Genomic DNA, 21,212 nt, shown 5'->3' on the forward strand with positions numbered 1-21,212 from the left:
TTACGATCCTTTTACTTATCCAGCTGCGTATTTGATCTGCAGATTATCAATCAGACGAGTTTTTCCTAATTTTGCCGCGATCAGAATCACGACATCCTGATTAAACTCATCAATTTTCTGTAATTCCGGTGTACGGGCTTCTACATAGTCCACTACCAGACCTGCATCTGTCAAAGTTTGGCGGATACCTGCCAGTGCTTCCTCCAAAGTTTTACCTGCATGTAACTGCTGCTCAGCAGTTTTCAGACTTTGAAAAATAACCGGTGCTGTCGCACGTTCCTGCTCGCTTAGATAGCCATTGCGTGAACTGAGTGCCAGACCATCTTCAGCACGGGCAATTGGTACACCAATCACTTCCAGCGGAATATTGAGGTCTTGAACAAACTGACGAATCACAGCCAGTTGCTGATAGTCTTTCTGACCAAAGAAGGCATAGTTGGGCTGAACAATATTAAATAATTTAGTCACCACGACCGCTACACCATCAAAATGACCTGGACGCTGTAAGCCGCACAGGTCATTGGTGATACCAGACACACTGATATTGGTTAGACGTGGCTTGTTACCATACATCTGCTCTACCGTTGGGGCAAAGACAATGTCACAACCTACATCTGCCAGTAACTGCTGATCCTGTTCTAAAGTACGTGGATAATTATCAAAATCTTCATTTGGTCCAAACTGGATCGGATTAACGAAAATACTCACAACAACGACATCACACAGTTTACGCGCCTCACGCACCAGATTCAGATGCCCCTGATGCAGGTTACCCATGGTCGGGACAAAACCAATAATTTTACGCGCAGAACGTGCAGGATTGAGCGAAGCAGATAATCCTTGGATGGTTGTTTCTGTTTTCATGTTACAACTCGACTTGGAATGTTTGTTCAGGTGCTGGGAATGAACCATCTAACACAGCCGCATGATAGGCCTTAAATGCATCCAGAATTGCAGTCGCACCAGACTGTTCTTTCATAAAGTTACGTACAAATTTTGCGGTGTGGCCAAAGGTCAGACCGAGCATGTCCTGAACGACCAGTACCTGACCATCAGTGGCTGCCCCTGCTCCAATGCCAATCACCGGAATATGCGGGAATAGTTCAGTAATTTCCTGACCCAATTGTGCAGGCACACATTCCAGTAACAACACTGCTGCACCGGCTTCAACCACCGCCTTACAGTCAGCAATCAGTTGATCGGCCGCTTCACGGGTACGAGCCTGTAGCTTATAGCCACCAAAGACATGCACCGACTGTGGAGTGAGACCCAAGTGAACACAGACTGGAATCCCGTTACGGGTTAGAATCTGAACGGTTTCCGCCAACCAGGTACCACCTTCCATCTTGACCATTTGTGCACCGGCTTGCATCACCGTTTTTGAGCTTTGTAACGCATCATTCAGAGTGGCATAACTCATAAATGGCAGATCAGTCATAATCAGTGCATGCTTATTGCCACGGCGAACCGCTGCGGTATGGTAAGCCATATCTTCTACAGTCACAGGCAAGGTTGAATCACGACCCTGAATCGACATACCCAAAGAGTCGCCAATCAGAATACTGTCAACTTCAGCAATTTCCATGGCTTTGGCCATACTGGCATCATAGCAAGTCAGGCAAGAAAATTTGCGTCCTTCCGCTTTATATCGTCTTAAATCACTGAGACTGATCATGAAGATGTTCCTCTATTATTGAAGTTCTCTCGAACATGCCAATAATTAAAAATTAAATATTTGCCCAATTCGTGCGATCAAAAACCCTTAAGGTTGATTGCTTGACGATGTCCAGGTCTTTTAATGTATTTCCATTGAGCTGCAAGTTGGCATCAATATCCAGTAATGGCACCAATACAAAATCACGTTCCAGCACGCCCACATGCGGTACGGTTAACCGTTCATTTTGAATCTGCTCATCACCGTAAATGAGCAGATCCAGATCCAAGGTACGCTCACCCCAATGGCGTAGACGTACACGCCCAGCCTCCTGTTCGAAGGTTTGCAAACGATCCAGCAGATCCAGCGGTGCTAGATCCGTAATTAACTGTACGACAGCATTAAAATAATTGGGCTGATCTTGTGGCCCCATAGGTGGGCTTTGATATAGATGCGAGGTTTTGACCTGTCCCAGACTTGCCAGCTTTTGCACGGCTTCAGCCAGAATCTGGCGTGAATCGCCCAGGTTACTTCCTAAACCGATATAGGTCACTGTCATTGTGTAGGCCCAAAAATAACCTGGCTTAAATCACGCTGCACCCGTTTACGCTTGGTAATTGGATGGTCTGCACCAATGTCACCGCTGGCACCGGCCGCCACATGAGAAACCGGTTTGCTACGCTCATTCTCAAATTTGGCTTTACGCGCACGACGGCTACGTGGTTCCGGCTCATTCACCAGAGGTTCAATCTCGGTTACTACATCTTGTGCAGCCAGACGCTGTTCCAGATGTTCTTCCTGAGAAGCCTTGCGACGGCTCTTGGCACGCTGACGATTATATTGGGCAATGGCACGCTCTTTTTCATCGCTGCTCATTTGCTGATAGGCTTCCCACCAACTTCCCATGCCCTGTGCAGTTTCATCGCCTGATTTTTCACGCAGCAACAAAAAGTCAAAGCCGGCACGGAAACGTGCATGACCTGATAATGCTTCAATTTGCTGTGGTTTTGGATTGAGCAAGCGGGTTTGCATTTCCCAGACTTCACGAATGAAAGTTTCCGCAAAGCGTGGAATCACGGTACGAGTGGCCTGACGTTTCAGTACATCCAGTCCTGCCTGCGCACGTGCTTCCGCCGGCACTACACCTTTGGACAGATAGAAATCACAGCGCTCCAGGAACGGTTGCCACAACAATACCGCATAGAAGAAAGCCGGGTTGATGGTCTTGCCAATTGAAATACGCTGATCGGTATTTTTCGCTGCCAGTTCAATAAATGCAGTAATGTTTGGTTTGATATCCGCAAACAGCTGACGCCAGATGCCAAAATCGATCAGCATTGGCATCACACGATTCAGATGTCCCATAGTGAATAGCTTTTGCGATTCATCATAGAGACGGTGTGGAGACACATCACGTAGAAGCTGGGTCATTTCCGGAGTGAAAATATCCAGAATGGCTTCATCAATACTGAAATTGAGTTTGGCTGCAAAACGTAAAGTTCGCAGCATCCGAACCGGATCTTCCTCAAATCTTAAAGTCGGATCACCCAGTAAACGCAGTGTTTTATGTTTAATATCATCTACTGCATTGCAAAAATCCAGCACGATACCTTTGCGTGGCTGATAATACATGGCATTGATTGAAAAATCTCGACGAGCAAAATCCTGCTCAATGGTGCCCCAGTTATTATCGCGCAGGATCATCCCTGCTGCAGAGGTCACCGCTTTTTTAGGAGGCGCACGGAAAGTTGCCACTTCAACCAGTTCACGGCCCGAATAGACATGCGCCAGCTCGAAACGTCGTCCGATAATCCGACAACGCCGTCCGAACACTTCTTTAACCTGAGCTGGTGTAGCATTGGTCACTGCATCGAAATCTTTGGGATTTAAACCCAGCATCAGATCCCGGACACCACCACCTACGATATAAGCTTCATAGCCTGCCTTAGTTAAGGCATCAATCACATCGAGAATATAAGAAGGTAATTGAGCGGTTGATAAACCACATTTTGACGCGCGCAAAGTTTGCAAAAGACGCTGTCTCCTACGTCTGAACGTAAAATTCTAAGATGACGCTAATCATATCGCTTACACCGCTAAAGGGCAATTTGATTATGTCATTCTCATGGTTCAGATGGATGGCTTATTTACGCTAAATTCAGCAGGGTTACAAAGCCAGTCTATCCTTGTTTTTGGCAAATAAGGCCGGCCCGATTCCTTTGACCTGTTGAATATCTTCAATTGTTTTAAATTTACCGTTTTTCTGCCGGTATTCAATGATCGCTTCCGCTTTCTTCTGCCCGATGCCATTTAACTGCTGTAACTGCTCGATACTGGCCTGATTCAAGCTAATTTTATCAGTAGCTGAAGAGGCGGATAATGCAGGTTTAGCCAGATAATGATTGTTTTCAGAAACGGGGGTAGCAGCAGCAATTTTCTTCTTCAGGCGTGCATCATGCTGCTGCTGACGTACTTTCCATTCTGCATAATCGGTTGCAGTTGCATGTACTGTTTCAATTGAAGTATAGGCCAGCCAAATGCCTAGCAGGACAGTATTAATCCATGCCGGACCTATGCGATGTTGTACTTTGTTCATGAGCGGCTCTTTGTTTTAATTCTAATTTGGCCTGTTCCCAGAGCTGATCCAATTCAGCCAATGACAGGCTTTCCAGGTTGAGTTGCTGTTGTTCTGCCTGATCTTCCATCAGGGCAAAGCGGGTCCGGAATTTATGGATTGTGCCCAATAATGCCATCTCGCTTGAGACACCAAGTTTACGACCAACATTCACCAGTGAAAATAAGCAGTCGCCAAATTCTTCGAGTATTTCATCGGAATTTTGTCCAGCAACGGCTTCTTTTAGCTCATCCAGTTCTTCTTCCAGCTTGCCATAGGCACCCGCGACATCTGGAAAATCAAAGCCGATTTTGGCGACATTTTTCTGGATCTCATCCGCCTGTTGCAGTGCGGGTGCATGCTTAACCTCATCCAAACGTGAACGTGGCTTACCCTGTTTTTCTTTCTGCTTGATTTCTTTCCAGAGCACCGAGACATCTTCAGGGCTCAGCTGTGCAAACTGTTCCGCCTGAAACACATGCGGATGACGACGGATCAGTTTATCGGTAATCGCCTGCACCACATCCTGAAAATCAAAAGCGCCCTGCTCGCTATACATTTGTGACTGAAATACGACCTGTAAGAGCAAATCACCCAGTTCATCCCGCACCTCATCAGCTTGGCCAGAACGCACCGCTGCTTCAACTTCATAGGCTTCCTCAATCGCATATTTGGTCAGAGATTCGGGAGTTTGCTGCCGATCCCATGGACATTTTTCACGTAACTCACGCATGACTTGGAGTAATTGTTCCACTGTAAAACCTCTTCTTTACCAAATAGCCGCATTATTTTGCCTGTTTCTTCCTATGCTCAAGAAAAAAAGACAATAAGGAGATCAAGCACATGCACAGTATATTGATTAGTGGTGCAGCACAAGGAATTGGTGCCGCGACAGCTAAGCTATTTTACCAGCAAGGTTATAAAGTCGGAATTTATGATATTAATCATGAACAGGCAGAACAATTGGCCCAGCAACTCGGTGAACATGCCAAAGCCGGCTTTCTGGATGTAACCGATTATACTTCATGGGAAAGAGCCTTATCTGAATTCGCATCCTGGGCCGGTGAAATCAATATTCTGGTAAATAACGCCGGAATTTTATATTCCGGTCCTTTTGAAGAAACCAATATTACAGATCACCATCGTACCCTTGACGTGAATATCAAAGGCGTCCTGAATAGCTGTCATGCTATGCTGCTTTGCCCTATTTAAAGCAGGCTTCCTTTGCTCGGGTCATTAACCTATCTTCAGCATCAGCGATTTATGGCCAAGCGGATCTGGCTTCCTATGCAACCAGCAAATTTGCGGTTCGTGGTTTGACTGAAGGCTTGGATATTGAATGGCAAAAATATAGCATTCGGGTATTCGATGTGATGCCGCTTTTTGTTAGCACTGCAATGGTGAAAGATATGCAGGCTGAAAGTATCAAAAAAATGGGCGTGCATCTAAAAGCTGAGGATGTAGTGCAGGATATTTTCAAACTGGCACAGCTAAAAGATTCAATTTGGCAAGTGACGCATCATCCGGTCGGATTCAAGAGTAAGTTTTTATTTCACTTATCTCGAATAAGTCCACAGTTCGTTAACCGGCTGAGTAATTTAATGATTGCCAAACAATAAGAAATATTTTGGGCTTACTCTACTTTTAAACAGCTTGATGAATCTGAATCGCTGGAAATCTTAGGCCTTTACAGGAATGCTCGCTTTGCCAGGCCACAGTGAGCATGCAACCCGCTAAGATATAGTTTTGATAGGCATAAATTCCAATTTCTGGATGTTCACAACGTCCTCCATCCTGATGTGGATGAATCTGGGTATTCAGCTCATTCAGGTTTATCCGGATTCCAAGTCCTGACGCTTTTAGGACTGCCTCCTTGGTGGTCCAGACTTTAAACCAGTATTCAGGATCATAATGTAATGCTTGCCACTGTTTCAGCTCTTCAGGATGAAAAGCATGTTGGGCTAAGGCTTCAAAACGTACATTTCGATTAAGTTCTTCGATATCGATCCCCAAATTCTGAATACTTTTGCTTGTTGCTAATGCATAGAAGTTTTGGCTATGAGTATGATTAAAGCCAAAGTCTGGATAGGCCGGAAGATAGGGTTTGCCGTATTCGGTGGCAGCAAAATCTGAAGACTGGACCGGTCGATTGAGTTGTTTTGAAAGTAACTGATTACGATAGTTATAAATTAATTGTTTACGCTGCTGAATATAGGTTTTCCGATCTAAGTCTTGTAAATGTCTAAATCGTGGTGCCAGCGCAATCCAATCAATATGAATAATAAACTTCAAAAATAGTCGCCCTTATAAAAAATGTTACTTTTAGGGCTTTCAGTATAAATCAACCTGATTGCCTCTCTGACAAACTATAGCTAATATCTTAAAATATATTTTAATAAAACTTAAATAAAACAATAAAATATACTGTAAATCAAAATAAATAATTGAGCTTTCAAGCTATTTTTAATTGAATAAAAAATAGTTACAATCCAACTACAATTTTATACATAGAAAAAACAGAGGGTCATATCTTTAAGCAAATCATACTCAGTACTGCAATTGCTGCACTATCATTTTCAACACAAGCTGGCTCTTGGCTAGAAGCTGCTACTGCAGTTATGGGAGCTAGAAACGGCGCAATCATGGATCAGGCTGAAGCAAATATGGAGCGTAGCCGCGCACAGGCGAATGCTGCTGTTGCACGTGCAGACCGTGCTTATGCTTCCAATTATAATAATGCTTCAAATCAAAATAACGGTGTCTACTCAACAACATACTTAAAAGGATTAGATTGTACAGATTTGGCAGTAGAAGCGCGCAGCTTTGAACGCACCTTAGAAGCAAGTCAAAATGCACTCAACCAGGCGAATGCTCAAGCCAATAATCCTGTTTCTAAATTGGCAGGTATTGCAAGTGGTGCATTATCTGCTTTTGCAGGTCAATCACAAACAGTTGCGCGCGCAACTGAAATTACCAATGCTTTTACTGGCAATAACAATCAAAATAATATTGCTGCTTCTCAAGCCGATGCTGACGTAGCTTTAGCTAATCTTGAAAATATCCGTATTTATCAAAACGCAGATTCAAATACCAAGTGCGACATATTTGTAGTTAGTTGAAAAAGTTAGGTGTATTAAAATCATTAGACTTTTTTCAACTCGCAATTGGAAAGCACCCAATGAAGCAATACACCCAACTTTCTCAAGATGAAAGATACGAAATTTATGCTGCTTTGAAAAGCAAATCTTCAATCTCTACCCTTGCCAGGGAGCTTGGACGTTCTCGATCAACCCTTTATCGTGAGATCAAAAGAAATACTGGAAAACGTGGATATCGAGCTCAACAGGCAGAGAAATTTTCAAGTCAAAGACGATATCGATCCTCTTCACAAATGACGGATTTTGCTCTCGTTTATATTCGTTATCTGATTGGCTTAGATTGGTCTCCTGAGCAAATTTCAGGTGCTTTAACACAACGAGGTTGGCTTGATGTGCCTTCACATGAATGGATTTATCAGTACGTCTATCTAGATAAATCTAAAGGCGGTAAGCTCCACATTCATTTAAGACATCAAAAGAAATATCGTAAACGAGGCTATAAAAATACAGACCGTAGAGGCCAACTCGTTGATAGAACAAGTATTCACTGTCGCGATGAGGTCATCGAGAAACGTCAACGCCTAGGTGATTTTGAAGGTGATACCGTGATAGGCAAGAATCACAAGGGGGCATTATTAACTCTGGTTGAGCGCAAAAGCTTGTATGTACATATCGTTCATTTGGGACAAACTAGAACCACAACTAAAACGATCTCGTGTGCTTTAGCATGTTTGCGCAGCAGTCATGCCTACAGTGTAACCTTTGATAATGGTAAGGAGTTCTCCGAGCACCGGCGGATAACGGAAGCAGGGATAGAGACGTACTTTGCAGATCCATACAAGTCGATTCAACGAGCCAGAAATGAAAATACCAATGGTCTGATCAGGCAATATCTGCCAAAATCATCTTCGTTTGATGAAGTGTCAAATGAACAAATAGAGCAGATAGAATTTGCTCTCAATCATCGCCCTAGAAAAACACTAGGCTGGTATACGCCTAGTGAAGTTATGGCTGGTTTTTATACTGTTGCACTTGCTGCTTGAATCCGCCAAAAGCAAAAAAATGCTCAATCTAAAATATGAATAAATAAAAAAGCCTGCTTTTGCAGGCTTTTTTATTTAAATATGGCAATTAACCACGTTTAAATTTTTTCTCGGCTTTCTTGAATTTTTGTACATAACGACGGCGACGCGCAGCAGTACGTTCATCCAATTGTGACTTACGGCCTTCAAACGGGTTCTCTGAGGTTTTAAATTCAATTTTTACCGGTGTACCTTCAAGTTTGTACACTTTACGGAATACGTTTTCTAGGTAGCGGCGATAGTCCGCAGGTGTCTTATCTACCTTATTACCGTGAACCACGATGGTCGGTGGATTCTGTCCGCCCATATGCGCATAACGCATCTTGATACGACGACCTTGTACAGTAGGTGGTTGGTGCGCTTCAGTGGCATCATTCAGGATCTGGGTCAACTTCGCTGGTGATACTTTCAGATGTGAAGAATCATAAGCACGGTGAATCGATGGATACATCTCCCCGACCCCTGTACCATGTAACGCAGAAATCAGGTGGATTTTAGCCCAAGGAATAAAGTCAAAACGACGCTCTACATCGAGCTTACATTGTTTACGATCATATTCAGACATGTTGTCCCATTTATTGATCGCAATCACCATGGCACGGCCAGCTTCCAGCGCATAACCGATCAGGTGCAAGTCCTGCTCTACAATGCCTTCACGAGCATCCACCACGATCACCACTACGTGCGCGTCTTTCATCGCCTGTAAGGTTTTCACAATTGAGAATTTCTCAATCATTTCATCAACCTTACCTTTACGGCGTACCCCAGCGGTATCAATCAGGGTGTATTGACGACCATCACGCTCAAAAGGAATATAGATCGAGTCACGCGTCGTTCCTGGCTGGTCAAACGCTACAACACGCTCTTCACCCAATAGACGGTTTACCAGTGTCGATTTACCTACGTTTGGACGACCAATAATTGCAAGACGTAGACCAGTATTCTTGTCATGTTCTTCCGGACTTTCATCTTCAGGCACACCTTCAAGTACTTCTTCCAGCATTTGCTGTACGCCACGGCCGTGGCTGGCAGCAACCTGCATAGGCTCACCCATACCGAGTTTATAAAACTCAACCAGAGCAGCTTCAGCATGTACACCATCAACTTTGTTAGCTACAAGGAAAACTTTCTTGCCCAAAGTACGCAGTTCACGAGCGATCTGTTCATCAGATGCCAGTAATCCGGCACGTGCATCGACCACAAAAATGATCATGTCAGCTTCATGGATCGCGGTTTTAGACTGCTCAGCCATGTAGGAGTCAATACCACCTTCATTTTCACCGATACCACCGGTATCTACGACAATGAAAGATTTGTTTTGATAGATCGCATCACCATATTTACGGTCGCGTGTCAGACCTGCAAAGTCTGCCACCAATGCGTCACGGCTCTTGGTTATCTGGTTAAACAGAGTTGATTTTCCGACGTTCGGACGACCAATGAGCGCAATTACGGGTTTCATAGATTAACCTTTATTCAATATCAGGCTGTCTAAAAATGGCCTGAACATCAGAAAGTTTTGGAAGAAAAAGGGAATAGGATTAAAGCCTAAAATAAATAAAAACACGGGGCATTGAATATTCAATCACCCCGCGTAAAAAATACGGTTGGCTTATTTTAGCATAAGCCAAACAAAAATTAACGATTCTGCCAGATGCTTAATGCACCCTTGCGAGTCGAAACATAGAGCTGGTTGTCAATTACGCGTAAATGACGCACTTCACCAGAAGTTTTAGCACGGCCAATAATCTGTCCTGTTGATGGATCTAACAGGTGCAGTACTCCGTCTAGATCACCTACGACAAGTTCAGTTCCAAGCATTACCGGATTGCTCAGCTGACGATTCAACAACTGGTCATTTTCCCATAAAGGCTGGCCAGTGGTAATTTCATAAGCGCTGATTTTACCATCGGTTTGGGCAACAAACACGCCATTACCAACCACTTCCGGTCGCTGGATACTGCTAGCATCTTCACTCCAGATTACCTGTTGTGAAGCCAGATCAAATACAGTCACCTGACCTTGATAGCTAGTGGTCACAATAAACTGACCTGCTACGACAGGATCACCGTCAATATCGATCAAACGCTGAATGTCCGAACGACCATCAGAAATCGCAACACGGCGCTGCAATTTAGGCACACCACTTAGGGCATCGATTGCATAAATATAAGCATTTGAAGTCGCAATCAATACATTACGTGCATCTAAAGGCACTGGAGCCGCCATGCCACGCAGGCTAAACTGGACATTCGGTAAATCGTAGGTCCATACCTGAGCGCCTGAAGCCACTTCGTGGGCATATACAGTACCATCATTAGTAACAGTAATTACGCGACCTGCATGAACCAGTGAAGGCGCCAAAATGGCACCAGTCAATTGTGCAGTCCAGCGTTGTTCACCAGTCTGCTGATCTAGTGCGATCAGTTGGCCTTTATTACTGCCAACCACCACGATCCCATCAGCGGCTTCAACGCCAGAGCTTAAAGTATCTTTGCTGACTTTTTTCTGCCACAGGCGCTGCTTGCCATTAAAAGCAGTGACTTCACCCTTAGGGTCGATCGCAAATACGACTCCGTTATCCGCATCCAGACGTAAACGTAGCGGATCAGCCTTCTCTGTTGAAGAAACACTGGTCGAAAATACAGGAACAAGTGTTTTAGTCTGACTGATTTTTGGAAGTGGATTCGGTTTTACTTCTGGTACTTTATTGGTCTTACCCGCACAGCCAGCGAGTGCAAGAGTTAAAACAGTTAAAGCACAGGTGATTTTATATGTTCTGTTCATTCAGCTTCTTCCACTTGTGTTTCTATAATTGGGCGTTCGATTTCCGGGTCATCGACCAACACGCCTACGCTTTCGAGCTTAATTTGTAAAATTTGACGTTCTTCTTTACGTTCAATCAAAGCATCCCATGCACTTTGATATACTTTTTTGGCATTTTCAATATCATTTTTGGCAACATAGATATCGCCACGAGCTTCATCAGCGGTTGCTTTAAATGCAGGTTCAGTGACTGCATCTAAAGTTTTCAGGGCTGCATCATATTTTTTCTGTGCTAATTGTGCATAAGCCAGACGCAATTTAACAACCTGAACTAGGCCTTTATCGTCAACTTTAGAGTTTTCAACTTTTTGCAATGCTTTCTCAGCGGCAGCATAATCTTGCTTGTCATAAGCCAGTTTCGCCATGACCAGCTGGGTTTGAATCGCTTGGGCCGAATCCGGTGCTTCTTTAACAATCTTGTCTGCAGTTTCAGACAGCTTGGCAAAAGCATCACCATCTGCAGCCTGTGCTTCATCCATCAATTGCTGAACCTTGGCAGTCTGCATTTGCGATTCTGCCAAGTTTTTCTTCTGCCAATATTCCCATCCGAAAAAGGCAATCAGCGCAACCAGAATCCCGATAATGATCGAAGAACCATACTTCTTCGTGAAGGATTTCAAACTTTCAAGTTGTTCATCATCAGTCATTGCGCTCATGCGATTACCTTTTTCCTAATGTTTTATCGATTATTTTGAAGAAATTTTAGTACTGAAAAATGCGACAAAGTCAGCAAATGGCACAGTAGATTGCTCTGCAGTCGCCAGCTCTTTCACCGTAAAGCTTTGTGTTTCAAGTTCACGCTCACCGATAATGGCTGCATATAAAGCACCGGCCTGATCGGCTTTTTTCATTTGCGATTTCATTGAACCCTGAGAGCCGACTTTCAGACGAATATTACTGCCTGCAGCTTCCAATTGATCACGAATCTGTTCAGCCAATACCAGTGCTTTACCTTGAGAAGCAGGATCGGCAACCAGGAATACTTCGCAATCACGTACTGGCGTATTGTCTTCCACCTGTTCCAGGAGAAGCAATAATCGCTCCATCCCCATCGCGAAACCAACTGCAGGCACAGATTGATCCGCTTTGCCTTTCAATTGACCGACCAAGCCATCATAACGACCACCAGCACACACAGTACCTTGCGAACCTAAGTGAGTAGTGGTCCATTCAAATACGGTTTTGTTATAGTAGTCCAGACCACGTACCAGTTTCTGATTGATGACGAAGCTAATACCGGCATCTGACAAATACTGTTGTAACTGGTTAAAGTGTGCCAGTGTTTCTTCACCCATAAAGTCGTGAAGTTTTGGCGCATTTTCTAGAATGCTTTGAGTTTTGGCATCTTTGGAATCCAGAATACGCAGCGGATTAGTCGTCAGACGACGTTGAGAATCTTCATCCAGATCCGCTTTATGCGCTTGCAGGAACTCTACCAGTGCCGCACGATACGCTGCACGTTCATCAGACTCGCCCAGTGTATTCAGTTCAAGTTGAACTTTGTCAGCAACGCTCATACGTTTCCAAAGGCGCGCAGTCATCAGAATCAGCTCTGCATCTTGATCAGGTGTTGCCACACCAAAGGTTTCCACACCAAACTGGTGGAACTGACGATAACGGCCTTTTTGCGGTTTTTCATAACGGAACATCGGTCCGATATACCACACTTTCGGTGTTGCACCACGAAGCAGGTTATGTTCCAGCATCGCACGTACACAGCCCGCTGTTCCTTCAGGACGTAAAGTCAGAGACTCAGGCGGATTACCTTTGTCCAGGAAGGTGTACATTTCTTTTTCAACGATATCTGTGGCATCACCGATCGAACGTTTAAACAGATTGGTCTGTTCAACCATCGGCAAACGGATCTGTTGATAGCCATAGGCATCCATCAGACCTGACAGATGCTGTTCAAGACGTCTCCAAGCTGGGGTTTGCGTTGGGAGAATGTCATTAAAACCTTTGATTGCGACGATTGAACTCATGATCTACTCAGAAAAACTTGTGCGAATAATTTCTTTTGATTTGGCTTCTTCAAGCTCGGAAACACGTTGACGAACCATTGATTCGATTTCATCAACCAGTTGATTGGTATCGATTAAATGACTCTTTTCACCATTACGATACACCAGTGAGCGCGGACTTGCACCTACTACACCAATATCGGCTTCTTTGGCTTCACCCGGACCATTCACTTTACAGCCAATCACAGACACATCCATCGGAACACGGACATCTTCCAGACGTTCTTCAAGGGTCTGCATTACTTTAATCACGTTAAATTCCTGACGTGAACAGCTTGGGCAGGCAATGAAGTTAATTCCATTAGAACGAAGACCCAGCGATTTCAGGATATCAAAACCAATCTTGATTTCTTCTTCAGGCTCGGCTGCCAGAGAAATACGCATGGTATCGCCAATGCCTTCCATCAGTAGACCGCCAAGAGCAATCGCTGATTTTACTGAACCGGTACGATACACACCCGCTTCAGTCACACCCAAGTGCAGTGGATTATCAATCTGTTTAGACAGCAGACGATAAGCATCCATAGTCAAAAACACATTTGAAGCTTTAACCGATACTTTAAATTCATGGAAATTCAGACGATCCAGAATGTCGATATGACGCATCGCAGATTCCAGCAATGCTTCACCTGTTGGCTCGCCATATTTTTTCTGGATATCTTTTTCCAGTGAACCGGCATTCACGCCAATCCGCATAGAAATGTCATTATGACGTGCTGCTGCCACGACTTCACGAATCTTGGCTTCCGAACCGATATTCCCCGGGTTAATACGCAGACAGTCTGCACCCAGATCAGCAACAGCCAGCGCAATTTTATAGTCGAAGTGAATATCTGCGACCAGTGGTACGTCAACTTGCTTACGAATTTCACCAAATGCGGCCGCTGCTTCCATACTTGGAACAGAGACACGCATGATGTCTGCGCCTGCATCCACACAACGCTGAATTTGAGCAACAGTTGCTGCGACATTGCAGGTTTCAGTATTGGTCATTGACTGAACAGTGATCGGTGCATCACCACCGACATAGACAGAACCGACACGGATTTTACGTGTTGGACGGCGCTGAATTGGATTTACGATCATGATTTCGCCCTATCTGCTCACCATTAACGTGATAAACGGAAATCTGCTTTTCCGTTAACCGTATAAGGTGACAATGCAATACTTTCATTATTTAAACTGAGTGATACTGCTGTCGCATCATCCAGTCGGATCTGGAATGGCGCTTCACCGTTCAGCTCTATAGTAGACGCCTGACGACCAGTGGCCAGCACGTTACCACCTGCATCTACAATATGCACAGAGGTCGGACGGCTAAAATCAAGCTTGAGCTGATCACCGGACATGGCAGCACCGGCATCCAGATTTAAAATTTCGACATCAGAAGAGGTGTCCGCAACTTCGGCACTATTCTCGCTGCTCTCTGACCAGTTCTGGATCATGGCGACCAGTGCACCCAAGATCAGTACTATAACCAGTGCAATCAGGCCACGCTTTAACCATTTGCGGTTACGATCACGTTTTGAACCTGGCAATTTACCCATGATCTTGATTGGAGAATCTTTCAGGGCGTGCGTTGCAACCATACCGGTATCATTGGCATAAATTTCATCAAAACGCTGAATCAGGCTAGAAGCATCGACACCGAGATATTTGGCATAGGTGCGGTAATAGCCCTTGATAAAGGTCGCTTCAGGCAAAGATTTATAATCATCCTTTTCCAAGGCATTCAGGGTCTTTACCGGAATATTGAGTTCTTTGGCAATGTCTTCAAGCTCACGTTGCTGATTAATACGAATCTTGCGTAAGTACTCACCTGGACGCTGAACATTTCCTAACGCGTTTGGAGCTACGCTCGAATTATTCGAATCTGAATTAGGATTTACTTCCATACGGCCTCAGTACTGTACTGTAATTGCAAATAACGTTGGTATTCCGGGCTTTCAGGGAACAATGCACGTAATTGATTGACCAATACCTGCATGCCTAACTGATCGCCACTGGCACGCGCAGTGCGAATGCCAATCCAGAGCGCACGGGCACTCTGGTTTTTCTGCCCCACGCCACGTACAAACTGTTCATACATTTGAGTCGCGGCCGGGAACTGCTGGTTCAGATAAAAAATTTCTGCCAACTCTAACATTGATATATACGAAGCGCGATTAGCCTGTAGTGCCTGTTTGAATGATTTTTCAGCATTCACCAAATCACCCTGTTTCAGGTAAATCCGTCCCATATTTTCAAGGGCACGAAATCGCTGGTCATAACCTAAAGTTGCGCCGGCAATTTCGAACTGCTCGATCGCATCTTTATAGCGCTCAAGCTGATATAAATAGGTGCCGTAGTTATTTCGTGCCTGGGCATTTTTGGGATCTGCCGAAATTGCACGCTTGAAATAACCTTCGGCCTTTTCAAGATTAGGTTTGCTGCCTTCCTGCTGAAGCAGCACGCCCATCATCATATTGGCTTGCGAATCACGCGGATTAGTTTCCAGTGCCTGATCCAGCGCACGTTTAGCTGAATCCAGATCACCGTTTTTAAGATATTCAACCGCCAACTGAGTACGAACCTTGGTGGCTTTTTCCGGGTCCTTCTGACCCAGATCTGGCGTTTGACACGCAGTTAAAACCAAAGACCCACATACTACTGAAACCAAAGCAAGTTTAGATGTCAGATTACTCAATTGGCGACCTCTTGTTATCCTTGTGAGCGCATAATCTCGTTGGACTGCGCAATTTTCTTTTTCCACTGTTCCGCACGACGGGTACGGTCAGCGACTTGTCCTACCAGTTGTCCACACGCAGCGTCGATATCATCACCACGTGTCTGACGAATCGTACACACAAAACCGGCATCAGACAAAGTTTTTTGGAAAGAAATAATCCGGTTACGGCTTGAACGGCCATATGGCGCATGCGGGAACGGGTTAAATGGAATCAGGTTAATCTTGCTTGGCAGATCTTTGAGCAGCTTGATCATCTGCTGGGCATGTTCAGGCTTGTCATTTACGCCATCCAGCATTACGTATTCGATGGTTACGTGCTTACGCGCACTTTCATTACCATCTTTAGTGATATAACGCTGACAAGCGGCAATAAGCTGCTCTAGCGGATATTTTTTGTTGATTGGCACCAGTTCATTACGCAGTTCATCATTGGTTGCGTGTAATGAGATCGCCAAAGCCACATCAATATCTTGTGCCAACTGGTCAATTTTCGGCACGACACCAGACGTTGAAAGCGTCACGCGGCGTTTAGACATGCCATAAGCAAAATCGTCCAGCATAATGCGCATAGAATTTAATACAGCGTCATAGTTCAGCAATGGCTCGCCCATACCCATCATCACCACGTTGGTCACTGAACGCTCACGCTCAGCCACAGGCACTTCTTCCATATAGGAGTAGTTTGCCATCCACAACTGACCGATGATTTCAGCTTGAGTCAGGTCACGCTGGAAACCTTGCTTACCGGTTGAACAGAATGAACAGTCCAGGGCACAGCCTACTTGTGAAGAAATACACAGGGTCTTACGTGAGCCGGTCTTGTCTTCTGCCGGAATCAGGACAGTTTCAACCAGAGAGCCGTCACCATCACCGACACGGAATACCCATTTACGGGTACCGTCTTTGGAATAGTTTTTATGCACCACTTCTGGCGCTTTAATTTCACAAATCTTTTCCAGTTTTTCACGCAGCTTGCCTGAGATATTGGTCATCTCGGCAAAATCAGTCACGAAATACTGATGAATCCATTTCATCACCTGACCGGCACGGAACTTCTTCTCGCCCATATCTTCGAAGAATTTTTCCATTTGCGGACGTGACATGCCTAGTAAGTTCACTTTTTCCACAGAATTTTGCTGTGCAGGAGTGGACGGAGATTGTTGCTGTGCATCAGAAACTGCTGATGTAGCGACCACTTCAGTACTCATGTGTATACCTAAACCATGTCTAAAGATGAAAGGAGAAGCTCAATATCTGAGCAAAGAATTATTCAGAGAATAAAAAAACCAGATAAGTATAATAACACTTATCTGGTTTGAATACTGCGTATTAACGAGTACGTGGAGCAATCTCAGTTTGCGCGAAGAAGTAGTTAATTTCGCGGTCAGCAGATGCTACAGAGTCAGAACCGTGAGCAGCGTTTTCGTCGATGCTTACAGCGAAGTCTGCACGGATTGTACCAGGAGCAGCTTCTTTAGGGTTAGTCGCGCCAAGGATGTCACGGTGAGCAAGAACAGCGTTTTCGCCTTCAAGAACTGAAACAACAACTGGACCAGAAGTCATGAATGCAACTAGGTCACCGAAGAAACCACGTTCTTTGTGCTCAGCGTAGAAGCCTTCAGCTTCAGCTTGAGTCAGGTGTTTCATTTTAGTCGCAACGATTTTAAGACCTGCTTTTTCGAAACGAGCAAAGATGTCACCGATGTGGTTTTTAGCAACTGCGTCTGGTTTTACGATAGATAATGTACGTTCAATAGCCATGATTGGCTCCTTAAGTCAATTGTTGACATGAAAATTTGCCGCATTATACCGAATAATGGACTTTTTTCTGCCTTTAAACTGTAAAAAAATTGCTTTTTTCAATTGGCAATTAACGTGCTTCGTCAATCCATGCCATTTGAATGGCTTCCAGAAGCCCTTCGGTTGATTTGGTTGGATCATCTTCAAAATCAGGAAGTGCACATACCCAGGCATGCAGGTCAGTAAAGCGAACCCATTGCGGATCCACGTCTGGATGCGCTTCATACAATTCAATCGCGATATCGAGGGTATCAGTCCAACGTAAACCCATGTCTATTCCTAAGCCTATTTACTGTGATGTAGTACTTTAGCAAATCTGCAAATTTCTGCGAGCCTTTGCCAGATCATCTCGTAATTTTTTACAACATGATATTAAAAAAAGGTGCCGTAAATACAATCATGGTGGCTACCAGTGCGCCCAATATGGCTCCTACCGCCACATCACTCGGATAATGCAAGCCTAAAACCATTCGAGAGATCGCCACCAGAATGGCAAATGGCAACATTAAAAACAGCAAGAAAGGTACGATATAACCCAGTACGATTGTGACCATCACCGCATGCAAGGTATGTCCCGAAGGAAAACTAAAATGGTCCAGCGGATGCTCACAAAGCCGAATCACCTGATGCACCTGGTAAGGACGTGGCCGTACTGTTTTGGTTTTTAAGAGTTTATAAATCAGGGTCCCAACCATACTGCCAAACACCAGATAAACAATCTGTAAGGTATACATCAGACCCTGAATCAGCCAGACGGCAATGAGCATCAAATACCAGAATACGCCATTGCCCAACCGGCTAATGATTTTAAAAAAAGCCGCAATGCGTTCTGAATGTGAAAAATGATTAAGATAAATACAGCCTTTTAAATCAATTTCTAAAAACTTTAATTTTGCATTCTGAAATTTCATTGTAGAGCTCTTATTGTTTTATGCCCTGCATTTCAGGTTTTGTACGACTGAAAAATAGAGCTTGTTCAAATTGACGCATGAGATAATCGCTATTCACCTTTTTTAGTTTCTTAATACCTGCATCCTTCTGTAATCGTTATAAATCGCCTAATTCAAACATCTAACAGATGAATTCTTACTACTATCCCAACCTACTCAGCCAACTTTTCCGATCATGTTGCAGCTGTAAACAAGTACATCCATGATCATTAGCGATCATTGCTCCACCGCTGGCCATCGCCTCCTGCACTATATTTTCTAAGCTTTCAATCCGACCTATCCCTGAACTGTTAATAGATAATTTATTTATACTGGTATTCAGTGAAATAAGTCTGAATTACCACATTCAATTCATTCTTTGAGAATAATTATCTAGCCTTTAACAAAACCTGAGAAGGATCGAATGTGCTTCGAGTATAGTGCAGTTATAGCGCCCAAGACTTTGGTGAAAATGTATCTGGAAGCCGCTTCTTGCCTTGCTCTTACTCAAAATTTGGTTATTTCAAAGCATTTAAAAGTTAAAGAGATATAACTATCCATACTTTTGATCAAGTATGAAATTAAGGTGTGACTGTTTTATGAATTGATTTATGGGAGCTGAATATTTCTTACATTATTAAACTTGCTGATGCTTTACGCCTGTTCTATCTGCCTTTTCAATTTCTTTACTATACTTCTGCTCAACTAATAACCGATTAAATACCTGATTCATGCCGATGGATTCAACTTATAAAATAATTGCCATTTTGGGATATGATTTATTTTTTGAGATCACCTTTTATCCTCAAATTCCCAGTCAGGCAACAAATCTACTCCAAACAATAAACATAAAATTGGAATTAAGACAGCTAACAATAAACTTAATGAAAACCAGCTAAATCCCCAATACATCACGATAAATAATCGTTTGGATTTGTTGCTATAAAGTTTCGGTATTTTTAAATTCGACTCCACATTGCTCAAGCTCTTAATCACCTACTCCCACTTCAGTCCAAGCATAGATATGATTTTCCATATTAAAAATTCAGTTCGATCTTTCATCTTATCTTCTTATATTTATTTAAATTATTATTTGACTATATAAAAACCCACTCTAGTGAGTGGGTTTTCGCATTCAAATCAAATGATTCAAGAAATTAGTTTTTCTCTTTATCTATGATTTTGTTTGCTTGAATCCAAGGTATGAACGAGTACAAAACACTGTTTTGTACGAAGTGCAAGGAAGCAAAGCATTGCTTTGAATGAAGCGCAAGGAATGAAAACCACTGCTTTCCTTTCTTTGAGACACACAATTTTAACTAAGGATGTCAGTCATTTTTACAAGATATAAAAAAGCCCCTGTTATAAAACAAGGGCCTTGTAACTCAGAAATTAGAACTTAGTTCTTTTCTTTGTCTACGATTTTGTTTGCTTGAATCCAAGGCATCATCGCACGCAGTTTAGCACCAGTTTGTTCGATACCGTGTGCAGCGTTTTGACGACGACGAGCAGTCATAGATGGGTAGTTCAACGCACCTTCCTGGATGAACATCTTCGCGTATTCACCAGATTGGATACGTTTAAGCGCATTACGCATTGCTTCACGAGACTGTTCGTTGATTACTTCAACGCCAGTTACGTATTCGCCGTATTCAGCATTGTTAGATACTGAGTAGTTCATGTCCGCGATACCGCCTTCGAACATCAAGTCAACGATCAGTTTAAGTTCGTGTAGACATTCGAAGTAAGCCATTTCAGGCGCATAACCAGCTTCAACCAGAGTTTCGAAGCCCATTTTAACCAGTTCAACAGCACCACCACAAAGAACTGCTTGCTCACCGAACAAGTCAGTTTCAGTTTCTTCACGGAAAGAAGTTTCGATGATACCAGTACGGCCGCCACCTACACCTGAAGCGTAAGAAAGCGCAACATTACGAGCATTACCAGAAGCATCTTGGTGGATCGCGATTAAGTCAGGAACACCTGAACCACGTTGGTATTCAGAACGTACAGTGTGACCAGGAGCTTTAGGCGCAACCATGATTACATCTAGGTCTTTACGTGGAACAACTTGGTTATAAAGAACAGAGAAACCATGAGCAAATGCAAGAGTCGCGCCTTCTTTGATGTTTGGCTCGATCACGTCGCGGTAAAGTTGAGCTTGGAACTCATCTGGAGTCAAGATCATTACTACGTCAGCTTGAGCTACAGCAGCAGGAACTTCAGCAACTTTAAGACCAGCGTTTTCAGCTTTTTTCCAAGAAGTAGAATTCGCGCGTAGACCAACAGTTACGTCAACGCCAGAATCTTTAAGGTTAAGCGCGTGTGCGTGACCTTGTGAACCGTAACCAATGATTGCTACTTTCTTAGATTGGATAATAGATAAGTCGCAGTCTTTATCGTAAAAAATTTGCATTGCTGTCTCCGCTTAAATGCTTGTGTGTCCGTTTCATCAGGCAA

At 43.8% G+C, this 21,212-nt stretch carries 21 protein-coding genes and 1 pseudogene; 3 read left to right on the forward strand and 19 right to left on the reverse strand.

The window, feature by feature from the left end; all coding sequences use genetic code 11:
- Positions 1-15: 15 nt before the first annotated feature.
- From panC to mazG, 6 genes are all read right to left on the reverse strand, one after another.
- The gene (gene panC, locus F897_RS00295) at positions 16-864 is read right to left on the reverse strand and encodes a pantoate--beta-alanine ligase (RefSeq protein WP_005232104.1); all 849 of its coding nucleotides are present in this window, start codon (positions 862-864) and stop codon (positions 16-18) included.
- Position 865: 1 nt separating this feature from the next.
- Entirely contained in the window at positions 866-1,675 is an 810-nt protein-coding gene (gene panB, locus F897_RS00300; RefSeq protein WP_005232106.1) for a 3-methyl-2-oxobutanoate hydroxymethyltransferase, read from the reverse strand.
- Positions 1,676-1,727: 52 nt separating this feature from the next.
- Entirely contained in the window at positions 1,728-2,213 is a 486-nt protein-coding gene (gene folK / locus F897_RS00305; RefSeq protein ID WP_005232107.1) for a 2-amino-4-hydroxy-6-hydroxymethyldihydropteridine diphosphokinase, read from the reverse strand.
- Positions 2,210-3,685: a polynucleotide adenylyltransferase PcnB gene (gene pcnB, locus F897_RS00310; RefSeq protein ID WP_005232109.1), complete on the reverse strand. Its 1,476-nt coding sequence runs from the start codon at positions 3,683-3,685 to the stop codon at positions 2,210-2,212. Before pcnB ends, folK begins: the two co-directional genes overlap by 4 nt.
- Before the next feature lie 136 nt (positions 3,686-3,821).
- On the reverse strand, positions 3,822-4,250 hold the full coding sequence (locus F897_RS00315) for a ComEA family DNA-binding protein (protein ID WP_005232111.1): 429 nt from the start codon (positions 4,248-4,250) through the stop codon (positions 3,822-3,824).
- Positions 4,210-5,022, reverse strand: a complete 813-nt coding sequence (gene mazG / locus F897_RS00320; RefSeq protein ID WP_005232113.1) for a nucleoside triphosphate pyrophosphohydrolase — start codon at positions 5,020-5,022, stop codon at positions 4,210-4,212. Before mazG ends, F897_RS00315 begins: the two co-directional genes overlap by 41 nt.
- A gap of 89 nt (positions 5,023-5,111) precedes the next feature.
- Between mazG and F897_RS00325 the strand changes: the two are divergent.
- Positions 5,112-5,887, forward strand: a pseudogene (locus F897_RS00325) (SDR family oxidoreductase).
- A 25-nt stretch (positions 5,888-5,912) separates the two neighbouring features.
- Here F897_RS00325 and F897_RS00330 read toward each other — a convergent pair.
- A complete protein-coding gene (locus tag F897_RS00330) occupies positions 5,913-6,533 on the reverse strand; it encodes a 4'-phosphopantetheinyl transferase family protein (protein WP_051069686.1) in 621 nt (206 codons plus the stop codon).
- Positions 6,534-6,886: 353 nt separating this feature from the next.
- Here F897_RS00330 and F897_RS00335 point away from each other — a divergent pair, with 353 nt between their 5' ends.
- Both F897_RS00335 and F897_RS00340 read left to right on the forward strand, forming a co-directional pair.
- Positions 6,887-7,387 (forward strand): hypothetical protein, encoded by a 501-nt coding sequence (locus F897_RS00335; protein WP_005232120.1) that lies wholly within the window; start codon positions 6,887-6,889, stop codon positions 7,385-7,387.
- Between the two features lie 59 nt (positions 7,388-7,446).
- A complete protein-coding gene (locus tag F897_RS00340; protein ID WP_004780562.1) occupies positions 7,447-8,409 on the forward strand; it encodes an IS30 family transposase in 963 nt (320 codons plus the stop codon).
- Between the two features lie 88 nt (positions 8,410-8,497).
- On the opposite strand, the gene der is transcribed toward F897_RS00340, so the two are convergent.
- The 12 genes from der to ilvC form a co-directional block, all read right to left on the reverse strand.
- Complete coding sequence (gene der / locus F897_RS00345) at positions 8,498-9,910, reverse strand: ribosome biogenesis GTPase Der (RefSeq protein ID WP_005232122.1); 1,413 nt, start codon at positions 9,908-9,910, stop codon at positions 8,498-8,500.
- Positions 9,911-10,086: 176 nt separating this feature from the next.
- Complete coding sequence (gene bamB, locus F897_RS00350; RefSeq protein ID WP_005232124.1) at positions 10,087-11,235, reverse strand: outer membrane protein assembly factor BamB; 1,149 nt, start codon at positions 11,233-11,235, stop codon at positions 10,087-10,089.
- Positions 11,232-11,930, reverse strand: coding sequence for a YfgM family protein (locus tag F897_RS00355; protein ID WP_005232125.1), 699 nt, complete (start codon positions 11,928-11,930; stop codon positions 11,232-11,234). The genes bamB and F897_RS00355 overlap by 4 nt, the downstream gene beginning before the upstream one ends.
- Positions 11,931-11,960: 30 nt before the next feature.
- Positions 11,961-13,256 (reverse strand): histidine--tRNA ligase, encoded by a 1,296-nt coding sequence (gene hisS, locus F897_RS00360; protein WP_005232127.1) that lies wholly within the window; start codon positions 13,254-13,256, stop codon positions 11,961-11,963.
- Between the two features lie 3 nt (positions 13,257-13,259).
- Positions 13,260-14,381, reverse strand: a complete 1,122-nt coding sequence (ispG, locus tag F897_RS00365) for a flavodoxin-dependent (E)-4-hydroxy-3-methylbut-2-enyl-diphosphate synthase (RefSeq protein ID WP_005232130.1) — start codon at positions 14,379-14,381, stop codon at positions 13,260-13,262.
- 23 nt (positions 14,382-14,404) lie between these two features.
- Complete coding sequence (locus F897_RS00370; protein WP_005232131.1) at positions 14,405-15,190, reverse strand: helix-turn-helix domain-containing protein; 786 nt, start codon at positions 15,188-15,190, stop codon at positions 14,405-14,407.
- A complete protein-coding gene (gene pilW, locus F897_RS00375) occupies positions 15,181-15,981 on the reverse strand; it encodes a type IV pilus biogenesis/stability protein PilW (RefSeq protein ID WP_005232134.1) in 801 nt (266 codons plus the stop codon). The genes F897_RS00370 and pilW overlap by 10 nt, the downstream gene beginning before the upstream one ends.
- A gap of 14 nt (positions 15,982-15,995) precedes the next feature.
- A complete protein-coding gene (rlmN, locus tag F897_RS00380) occupies positions 15,996-17,231 on the reverse strand; it encodes a dual-specificity RNA methyltransferase RlmN (protein ID WP_005232136.1) in 1,236 nt (411 codons plus the stop codon).
- 121 nt (positions 17,232-17,352) lie between these two features.
- Positions 17,353-17,784 carry a nucleoside-diphosphate kinase gene (gene ndk, locus F897_RS00385; protein WP_004782097.1) on the reverse strand — a complete coding sequence of 144 codons (432 nt, stop codon included), beginning with the start codon at positions 17,782-17,784 and terminating at the stop codon, positions 17,353-17,355.
- Positions 17,785-17,893: 109 nt separating this feature from the next.
- Positions 17,894-18,094 carry a Fe-S cluster assembly protein IscX gene (gene iscX / locus F897_RS00390; protein ID WP_005232138.1) on the reverse strand — a complete coding sequence of 67 codons (201 nt, stop codon included), beginning with the start codon at positions 18,092-18,094 and terminating at the stop codon, positions 17,894-17,896.
- 88 nt (positions 18,095-18,182) lie between these two features.
- The gene (locus F897_RS00395) at positions 18,183-18,734 is read right to left on the reverse strand and encodes a phosphatase PAP2 family protein (protein ID WP_004782094.1); all 552 of its coding nucleotides are present in this window, start codon (positions 18,732-18,734) and stop codon (positions 18,183-18,185) included.
- Positions 18,735-20,151: 1,417 nt separating this feature from the next.
- On the reverse strand, positions 20,152-21,168 hold the full coding sequence (ilvC, locus tag F897_RS00400; protein WP_005232140.1) for a ketol-acid reductoisomerase: 1,017 nt from the start codon (positions 21,166-21,168) through the stop codon (positions 20,152-20,154).
- Positions 21,169-21,212: the final 44 nt, after the last annotated feature.

The sequence above is a fragment of the Acinetobacter variabilis genome, assembly GCF_000369625.1.
GTDB classification, from domain to species: domain Bacteria; phylum Pseudomonadota; class Gammaproteobacteria; order Pseudomonadales; family Moraxellaceae; genus Acinetobacter; species Acinetobacter variabilis.